Raw genomic sequence first — 9,027 nt, forward strand, 5'->3', positions numbered from 1 at the left:
GCCAGGCGCCGGCTCACCGCCGCGCTGGACCGCGCCGACGAGGCGCTGCGGCTGCGCCGGCTGACCGACCGGCTGCTGCGCCGGCCCGCCCGTACCGAGGAGTTGCTGCTGGCCGAGCGGTTCGCCGCGGCCACCGCGCTGTGCGAGGCCAGCGTCGCGCTGCTGTGGGAGGCCCGGCCGCTGCCGTCCCGGGTCGCACAGAGCCCCCGCCGGTTCGCCGACGCGCTGCGCACCGGGCGGCCGCCGGGCCGGCTGTCCGCCCCGGAGACCAGTACGGCCGCGCGGGGCGCCTTCGACCAGGCGTTGCTGGACGCCGCGGTGGCCTTCGCCCGGCAGGAGCCCTTGTCACAGCAGCAGGCGCGGACGCAGGCGCAGTCGCAGCCGGAAGCGGACGGTACCCCGGCCTCGTCCCATCGCGGTCCGGCCGGGGCGTCCATGGCACGCCGGGTGCTGGGTGTCATCGGTGCGCGGACGCGGCGCGGGCGCAGCCTGCTCGGGCCCGCAGGACGGGACTACGGTCTGCGGGTCGCCGTCTGCATCGCCGCGAGCGCCGCCGTGGCCCTGCTGCTCCGCGCCGACCACTGGTACTGGCTCCCGGCGACCGCCACCTTCCTCGTCAAGCCGGACCTGGGCCCGCTGTTCTCCCGTACGGTCAACCGCTTCGCCGGGACCGTCGCCGGTGTGCTGGTCTTCGCCGGGGCGGGCCTGCTGCTGACGGGGTCGTGGTGGCCCGCGCTGATGGCCGGGGCGGGCGGCGCCCTGCTGCCGTTCGCCATCCGCCACTTCGCGCTGCAGACCGTGGCGATCACCCTCATGGTGCTGTCGTTCGTGCACGTCAGCGGGGATCCGCAGGCCGCCGGTGAGCGGATCGTCGACACCTCCATCGCCTGCGGCATCGTCCTTGTCGTCGGGCATCTGCCACGGCTCGCGGACCCGCGCCGCCGGGTCGGCCACCGGGTCACCGCGGCGCTGCGCAGCACCGAGCAGTTCCTGCGGCACGTACTGGAGGCGGAGCCGGGGCAGGACCCCACCGAGCGGCTGGCGCTGCGCCGGGCCGCCTACCGGGCGCTGGGGGAGGCCAGAGCGGCAGCGGAGACCGCCGCGGCGGAACTCCTCGCCGCCCGCGACCGCAATCCCGACTGGCTGACCGTGGTCACCGCGGCCGAACGCATCGTGGACGCCGCCACCGCCTGCGCGGTACGCCTCGACCACGGTGCCCACCGCCCCGGCGTGGACGAGGCGGAGCGGCTGTGCCAGGCGTTGTCCGCGATGGCTGATGCCCTGGAGGATCCGGGCCGACGTCGCGAGGCCGACATCTCGGGCCCCGATCTGGGGCCGGTTCCGGACTGCGCCACGCTCACGGATGTGGCGGCGGAACTGGAGCGCATTCGCGGATACGCCGGGGCGAGCTGAGCTGGCGTGCACCGTGGGCGCGGCCTGATCCCGTCGCCGGATACGCTCTACGGCACTGCCCGGACGTAGCGCAGAGGCAGGCGCGCCGCCCTGGCAGGGCGGATCACGTCGGTTCGAATCCGGCCGTCCGGGCAGCTGCCCGCTCGCATCGGCCGCGCGGCACTCGCTCACTGCCGCGGGGACTGGGGGAACGCCGGCCATGGGGGGCGGGGACGGGATGGAAGCGCCACTACGGGGGCAGAACGGTTCGCCCCTCGGCGCGGGCAGCGGCCCTGTCACCGACGAGGTGCCCAGCACGGTCACCGACGAGGTGCCCAACGCGGTCACCGACGAGGTGCCCAACGCGGTCACCGACGAGGAGCTCGCCGCCTTCGACCGTACGGTTGCCCGGCTTCGGGCGCTGCCCGTCGACGACCCCGTGCGGCTGCGCGCCGAACGCGTCGCCGAGTCGTTCGTACGCGACGGCCGGCTCACCCGGCGCAAGGCACGCAAGGCGGAACGGGCCGCGGCCGATGCGGCGGTGCCGGCCGCGACCACGACCGGTGCGCCGGAGCGGCGCGAGGATGCCCCGCTCGCCCAACAGGACGGCAGGAGCGGTGCGTTGTCCCGCCCGCGCCGTTGCTATGTCTGCAAGGCGCTCTACCGGCACACCGATTCCTTCTACCACCTGTTGTGTCCCGCGTGCGCCGCGGACAACGCCGCCCGCCGGGGGCTGCGTACGGATCTGACCGGGCGGCGCGCGCTGCTCACCGGAGGCCGGGTCAAGATCGGGTTCCAGCTGGCGCTGATGATGCTGCGCGATGGCGCGGAGCTGCTGGTCACCACGCGTTTCCCGCACGACACCCGGCGCCGGTTCCGGGCCGCGCCGGGCAGCGCGGACTGGCTGGACCGGCTCACCGTCGTCGGTATCGATCTGCGTGACCCGCGCCAGGTCCTGGGGCTCTGCCAGGAGCTGCGGGACGAGGGCCGTCCGCTGGGCATCCTCGTCAACAACGCGGCACAGACGGTGCGCCGGCCGCCCTCGTCCTATGCGCTGCTCGCGGCGGGGGAGCGGGAACACGGCGGCGAACTGCCGGTCGGCGTCCGCCACGCCCCTGGATTCGACGAGGCCGGGCCGGCGACGTACGGCGTTGAGTACGGCGTCGGCCAGGCAGGACTGTTGCCGTACGGCGTCGTCGAGGCCCCGTGGTTGCCGTACGCCGTCGACAACGCCGGGCTGCTGCCGTACGCCGTCGACGAGGCCGGATTGCTGCCGGATGCCGCGCCCGTCAACTCCTGGTCGGTGCGCATAGGAGAGCTCGACCCGGCCGAACTGCTGGAGACCCAGCTGGTCAACGCCGTCGCGCCCACCCTGCTCTGCGACCGGCTGCTGCTCCTGCTGCTCGCCTCGCCGTACCCCCGCCGTTATGTGGTGAATGTGACCGCCGTCGAAGGGCGGTTCACCGTACGGCGAAAGACCGGCGGGCATCCGCACACCAACATGGCCAAGGCCGCCCTGAACATGCTCACCCGGACCAGCGGGCCCGAACTCGCCGCCCAGGGCGTGCACATGTGCAGCGTCGACACGGGGTGGATCACCGACGAGAACCCGCTGCCGAAGAAGGAGCGGATCGCCAAGGCCGGTTTTCGCACCCCGCTCGACATCGTCGACGGCGCGGCCCGGGTCTACGACCCGATCGTGCGGGGCGAGGCCGGAGACCCGGTCGCCGGGGTCTTTCTCAAGGACTACCAGGAAGCCGCGTGGTGACCACGGGCCGCCGATCGTTGATCTTGGCCGTCCTGCGCCGGGAGACCGCACCGGCCACCCCGCCGGTGGTCAGTGCGAGGGTTACCAGCAGCACGCTGACCCACACCGGCCCGCGGTAGCCGAACCCCAGGGTGAGGGCGGCGCCACCCCACCAGGGGCCGATCGCCGCGCCCACGTTCAAGGCGGCCGTGGCGAACCCGCCGGCCAGGGTCGGCGCCCCGGTCGCCGCGTAGAGCGCCTGCGCGATGAGGGTGGATCCGACGGCGAACGAGAGGGTTCCCTGGACGAAGACGAGTGCCACGGTCGCCGCCGGACTGCCGGCGGTCAGCGCCAGGACGGCCCACCCGATGAGCAGGGCCACCCCGCCGGTCACCAGGAGCGGCACAGGACGGGTATCGGCCAGCCGTCCGCCGACGCCGACCCCGACGAACGACCCCAGACCGAAGAGCGCCAGCACGGCCGGCACCCAGCTCGCTGCGATTCCGGCGACATCGGTGACCAGCGGCGCGAGGTAGGTGAAGGTGCAGAAGGTCGCGCCGTTCACCAGGGTTCCCAGCAGCAGGGTCACCACCAGCCGCGGGCTGCGCAGCGCTCGTAGCTCGCCGCGCGCGCTCGGCTCTCCGACGGCGGAGTCCCGTCCGCCGCCGGCCGGTACCGACCACACGATCGCCACGACAGCCGGCACCGACACCAGAGCCACCGCCCAGAACGCCGAGCGCCAGCCCCACAGTTCACCGAGGAGCGCACCGGCGGGCACACCCGCGATACAGGCCAGGGTGGTGCCGCCGAGCAGCACGGAGGTGGCGCGGCCCTTGGCGTTCGGCGGGACCGCCGCGGTCGCGGTCGCCAGGGCCACCGCGAGGAAGCCGGCGTTGGCCAGCGCCGCGATGACCCGTGTGGCCAGCAGCACCCCGTAGTCGGTGGTGACCGCACCGACGATATGGACCAGCAGAAAGGTGACCAGGAAGGTCAGCAGGGCGCCGCGCCGCGACCAGCGCAGGCTCAGGATCGCCATCAGCGGCGCGCCGACGATCATTCCCACGGCGAAGGCCGAGGTCAGTGACCCCGCTGCCGAGAGCGAGATCTGCAGATCGGCGGCGATGTCCGGCAACAGGCCGGACAGCATGAACTCGGACGTGCCTTGGGCGAAGACCGCCAGTCCGAGCAGATAGAGGAAAAAGGGCACAGCAACACTCCGCAACCACATGGTGGATCGACACGGTGCGGCGGCAGGCGCGCGGCGATGCCCGTGACGAGGTCGCCAAGAGACGGACCGTCCGGCCGGGCACACGCGGCTGCCGCGCAGAACGACCTGCCGGCGTCACAGCGTGACGCCCGGTTCGGATCTCGGATTCCTGATCTCGGAACGCGGATCTCAGGTCGGAAAAGAGCCCGCACTACGGCGGTCCGGTGGCAGAGGAACGCAGCCGGCGCCAGGGCACAACGGCGCCCTGGCGCAACGCGCAACATCGCGATGCGACGGCTCGACGACGTAAGGAGCCACCGGACGACCGGTGGCTAGCGTCTTGACGCCTCGGGGCTGGACATGGGCGCAGATTAACGGTGCCGAACGCACCCCGTCCACGCAATTACGTGCGCCCCGGCGCGCTGTCACGGCCGGGGTATCAGCGCGAAGACCTCGATCCAGAACCGCTGGACATCGCTCGATGCGCCCACCAGATACGTGGAACGCAGCTTCGGCGGGAGCAGGGCGACCAGCCGGGCCACCTCGGCGCGATGCTTCTTCAGCTGCGACAACTCCGCGTTGGCCAGGACCTGATGGACCAGATCGCTGTCGTTCGACCCCTCGCTCGACTCGCTCGCCGCCTTCCGCAGACGCGCCTCCCAGGCGTCGATCTCCTCGGCCAGCTCACGAAGGCCGGTCACCGGGCGGTCGTTGAGCCGGTCGATGAGGGCGGTCAGCGGCACCGGGGCGTACTCGCCGTCGCCGAGATAGACCGTGCCCATCTCCAGCGGCAGCCCGCGCTGATGGAGTTTGATCAGACGCTCGATGGTGCGCTTGGTGATCCAGGCCCGGCCGTCCTCGTCGATGTCGTGCTTCCACCACTCCAGCACCGTCTCGGCGACGGCACCGTACTTCGCGATCAGCCACTCATTGGCCGGGATGTCGCCCGGCTCGACCGTCAGCGAGGCGGTGAAGCGGGTCGCCTGTGCGATGTTGTTCCGGGCGACCAGGAGCTTGCGGCCGAGGTGGTACGGCGGATTCTGCACCGCGATCTGGGCCCGCAGATTCTCGATCCGGCGCCCCGCCAGCGACCACTCCTGGGTGATCTCCATCAGCTTGGCGAACGCCGCCTTGTCCTTGGGGCGGTTGTACTCGTCCCAGACGATCGCCTTGGGTTCCGGGCCCAGGAACGCCCCGGCCAGGAGATTGTCCAGCGAGCCGTCGGCGGTCGGGATCGGCGCGCAGAGGTCTTCGACATTGGTCACCGGCATGGAGAAGTAGAGCGGTTCGCGCCCGCCGAGCCCCTCCCGGACGGTCTCGCGCACCAGCTCCGTCTTGCCGCACCCCGGCGGCCCCTGCAACAGCACCGACCAGCGGTTGCGCAGCGCCGCCCGCACCACCGCCCGCACCGGGTCGGGGATCCCGGCGGGATTCGCGGCGCCCACCGCCGCCGCGATCCGGTCCAGCACCTCGGTCGTACGGTCCTTGCCGGGCTTGCCGTCGGCCCGCCGCTCGACCAGCCGCAGCCGCTCGCCGTTGACCAGCGGCAGCCCCCAGCGCAGCGGGAAGCCCTCGCGGGCGTTGGCCAGGATGTGGTCGATGGTGCGCGGCGAGAGCAGCTCGCGCAGTGCCGGGCCGAGGGTGGCCCAGACGGTGAAGACCTCGCGCAGATTCCAGTCGCGGTACTTCTCCGCGAGCTGGTGCCGCCAGGACGTGTCATTGGCGGTGATCCGGATCGTCACCATGCGGTCCAGGACGGCCAGATCGCCGCGCCGGGCCGCCGTCTCCGCCAGCGATTCGTTGTCCGTCAGGAACACACCGATACAGCCCAGCTCCCGCAGGTCGTACTCGCCCAGCGTCCAGTCGCAGGCGATCTGCATCAGCTGCGACTGGATCGTCGCCCCGGCCTGCAGCGAATCGTCGATCAGCAGCACGAACGGCTTACCGGGCCGCAGCTGGCTCATCACCAGCTGCCGCAGCACCAGTTCGCCCGTCCTGGCGTCGCGCACCGGGGCGTTGGCGAGCAGATCGTCCGGGGTGAGATTGGCGGCCGGCACGAAGACCAGCTCGGCATCGGGATACGCCGTGGGCAGATGCGAGAAGAAGGTGGCCGTCTTGCCGATGCCGTGCTCACCGAATATCTGGCCGGTCTGGCCCATGTCGATCATCGCGTCGATGAACGACTCCAGCCGGGACACGCCCGTCCAGCCCTCGGGAGGCTCGGGGTAGGTGGCGGTCGGCCGCCAGCCCGCGGGGCGGATCGCCGGAGTCGGCGCGGTCGGCGTGGTCGTGCTCATCGGTCTCCTGTCGTCACACGGTGGCAGGCCATCGGCGGGGTGTGGTGGTCGGGCCAGTCGTCGCCGCCGGCCGTGATCAGCCAGATCCACTTGTCCGGCTCGGCGGGGGTGATGTGCGGGGCATAGCCGTCGGTGAGCATCACCACGGCGTCCGGTATCTCCTCGAAGTGGTCGCCGTCGACGGCCGTACGCCCCTCGACGTAATCGGCCACCGCCTGGAAGCTGGTGCCCCCGCCGCCGTACACCTTCCCCCAGACTCCGTCCGGGGGAACCCCCGTCTCGCTTCGCTCACCGGGCCGGAACGGCATCACCACGGCATCGAACGACAGCCAGTGGGCCACCACCCCGTCGATCGCGCCCACCAGCTCCGTCAGCCAGCTGACCACCCCGTCGGGCATCGACCCCGAGGTGTCGTACGCGATCACCAGGACCTTGTCCCGCACCGGGCCGCGCCGCGACAGCATCGGATCGTGGCCCAGCGCGGCCAGCAGCGCGCCGCGCTTCTTCGGATAGACCAGCCGCTCGCCCTCCCGCAGCTTCGAGGCGAGGACATCGACGAGCCAGCGCTGCCACCAGTCGACCTTCCGTGTCCGCGGGGTCTCGCCGCGCAGCACCCCCGCGCCCAGCCGCCCCCAGACCCGGCTGGCATGCTCCGAGGTGCCGTCCGTACGGTCCATCAGATCGAGCAGCTCCCGCTCCGCGCCCGGATGTCCGCGCCGCGCCGCGAGCAGGGAGTTGAGGAGCGAGGAGGACACCACCTCGTCGATGGTCTCCTGGTCGCCGCCGGCCGTCCCCGGGTCGGTGAGGTGCACGCAGGACGCGGCCGGCACGGGTGGCTGGCTCATCCGCCGGAGCTCGGTGAACACGGTCATGTCCGTCTCGACGAAGTCGTCGTAGCCGAGGGGGTCGAGGCCCTGGGCCGTCAGATCCGCGACATAGTCCTCGTGGATCTCGCGCGGGTCCACGCCCGTGGGCCTGCCGTCGATCTGCGGCAGCTCCGTGCGGCCGAGCCGCACCAGCGCTACGTGGTTGATGGAGACCTCGGCGGCGAGGGTGAAGACCGGGTCCGCGCGCAGCTCCGGATCGGCGAACAGATGGCGGTGCACCAGATGCCGGGCCTCGTGGAAGAGGACGAACTTCACGCCCTCCAGGCCCAGTCGGACGAAGAACTCCGGGTTGTAGAGCAGGGGACAGCTGCCGTCCCCGCCGGCCACCACGGCCGCGGTCTCCACGGCCGTGGTCGGGATCTGGTGCGGACACTTGGCGTAGATCCATGACGCGACGACGGATTCCGTCAGCCCGAAATCCAGCAGCGCGGCCTCCTTCAGCCGCCGCGCCTCGGCCACCACCGCCGGCTCCGCCGGCCGCCAGCGCTCCAGGGCCCGCCGGTCGGCCAGATCGACCACCGGCCGGTGCCCCGCCGCCCTCGTCCCGTACGCCATGCCCCACCCCCGTTCTCAGCTGCCCCCATTCGTATCAGGAGGCACTGACAACGGATCTTCGCGGCGGGCCGGCCGCGACCCGGGCGGGTGTCGCGCTACCCCGCCACGCCCGCCGCCACCGCGCCCGACGTCGTCACCAGCTCCGGCAGCGTCCCGTCGAAGGTCGGCAGCAGCTGCGCGCACACCGCCCAGGCCTCCGGATCGCCGCCCAACTCGCCCTGTACGAGCGGCCGGAGGAACTCCAGCGCCTCCGCCAGCCGGTGTGGGAACGCCTGCCGGCCGACGGCAAGGACGGACAGCACCCGCCGGGCAGCGGCTCCTCAAGATCCGCGACGGCGACGAGGTTCCAGTCGTCGCGGGTCACCGCCATCGCCGCGGCGCGCCCCTGCCGCATGGTGCGGGCCCGCCGCAGCGCGTCGACTACCGCATCTCCGACGTGCGCCATACGGATGTCCGGTTCGGCGTCGCCGGCGATCCGCTCATGGACGGTCACCGGACCGCGAGCGCCGGGGCCGAACGGCACGCCCCGGAGAATGTCGCGCCGGATCGCGGGGGTCGCCGACTCCGACGCGTAGACCTGGCGGTTGATGTCCGGGTCGTCGCATTCGAGCATCCACAGCATGACCGACCCGGGGGCGGTCCAGCCGTCCAGCAACCAACGGGCGGCGTCCCGATCGGCCGGGTCCCACCGACCGGCTGCCGGCTCCCCGGCGCCCGGCGCGGGCAGGCCGAGCCGGGCGCGTACCCGCTCGGCCTGCGCCGCGTCGATCAGCTCCAGCAGCAGCGAGAGCCCGTCCCGCTGCCGCCGGTCGCCGTCGTGCATCAGCGGCCGCCCCGCTCCTTGCCCAGGAGCCCGGCCCGCCGCAGGGCGTCCGCCATCGCGTCGTTGGCCGGCGCGGCATCGCGGCCGCCACGGCGTTCCCCGCCGCGCTGACCGCCGCC

6 protein-coding genes and 1 tRNA gene are annotated in these 9,027 nt (G+C 72.6%); 3 read left to right on the forward strand and 4 right to left on the reverse strand.

Translation table 11 applies throughout. The features are described from left to right. From DY245_RS35695 to DY245_RS35705, 3 genes are all read left to right on the forward strand, one after another. The coding region (locus DY245_RS35695; RefSeq protein ID WP_147318420.1) for an FUSC family protein at positions 1-1,413 on the forward strand (1,413 nt) is incomplete at its 5' end. Positions 1,414-1,472: 59 nt separating this feature from the next. Further along, positions 1,473-1,545 (forward strand) — tRNA-Ala (locus tag DY245_RS35700). A 67-nt stretch (positions 1,546-1,612) separates the two neighbouring features. Next, on the forward strand, positions 1,613-3,160 hold the full coding sequence (locus tag DY245_RS35705) for an SDR family NAD(P)-dependent oxidoreductase (protein ID WP_244943483.1): 1,548 nt from the start codon (positions 1,613-1,615) through the stop codon (positions 3,158-3,160). Here DY245_RS35705 and DY245_RS35710 read toward each other — a convergent pair. The 4 genes from DY245_RS35710 to DY245_RS35725 all read right to left on the reverse strand — a co-directional run bounded on the left by DY245_RS35710 (position 3,132) and on the right by DY245_RS35725 (position 8,908). Further along, on the reverse strand, positions 3,132-4,346 hold the full coding sequence (locus tag DY245_RS35710; protein WP_128511249.1) for a Cmx/CmrA family chloramphenicol efflux MFS transporter: 1,215 nt from the start codon (positions 4,344-4,346) through the stop codon (positions 3,132-3,134). The genes DY245_RS35705 and DY245_RS35710 overlap by 29 nt on opposite strands. Before the next feature lie 425 nt (positions 4,347-4,771). Next, a complete protein-coding gene (locus DY245_RS35715) occupies positions 4,772-6,643 on the reverse strand; it encodes an AAA family ATPase (RefSeq protein WP_128511250.1) in 1,872 nt (623 codons plus the stop codon). Beyond that, complete coding sequence (locus DY245_RS35720; RefSeq protein WP_128511251.1) at positions 6,640-8,085, reverse strand: DUF2201 family putative metallopeptidase; 1,446 nt, start codon at positions 8,083-8,085, stop codon at positions 6,640-6,642. The genes DY245_RS35715 and DY245_RS35720 overlap by 4 nt, the downstream gene beginning before the upstream one ends. A 133-nt stretch (positions 8,086-8,218) precedes the next feature. Continuing rightward, entirely contained in the window at positions 8,219-8,908 is a 690-nt protein-coding gene (locus DY245_RS35725; RefSeq protein ID WP_128511252.1) for a hypothetical protein, read from the reverse strand. Between the last annotated feature and the right edge of the window lie 119 nt (positions 8,909-9,027).

It is taken from the genome of Streptomyces inhibens (assembly GCF_003389455.1).
Classification (GTDB): Bacteria; Actinomycetota; Actinomycetes; order Streptomycetales; family Streptomycetaceae; genus Streptomyces; species Streptomyces inhibens.

Excerpts from the sequence above, each read along its gene's own strand:
- DY245_RS35715 (WP_128511250.1), bottom strand. The coding sequence starts at position 6,643 with ATGAGCACGACCACGCCGACCGCGCCGACTCCGGCGATCCGCCCCGCG.
- DY245_RS35720 (WP_128511251.1), bottom strand. The coding sequence starts at position 8,085 with ATGGCGTACGGGACGAGGGCGGCGGGGCACCGGCCGGTGGTCGATCTG.
- DY245_RS35705 (WP_244943483.1), top strand. The coding sequence starts at position 1,613 with ATGGGGGGCGGGGACGGGATGGAAGCGCCACTACGGGGGCAGAACGGT.
- DY245_RS35725 (WP_128511252.1), bottom strand. The coding sequence starts at position 8,908 with ATGCACGACGGCGACCGGCGGCAGCGGGACGGGCTCTCGCTGCTGCTG.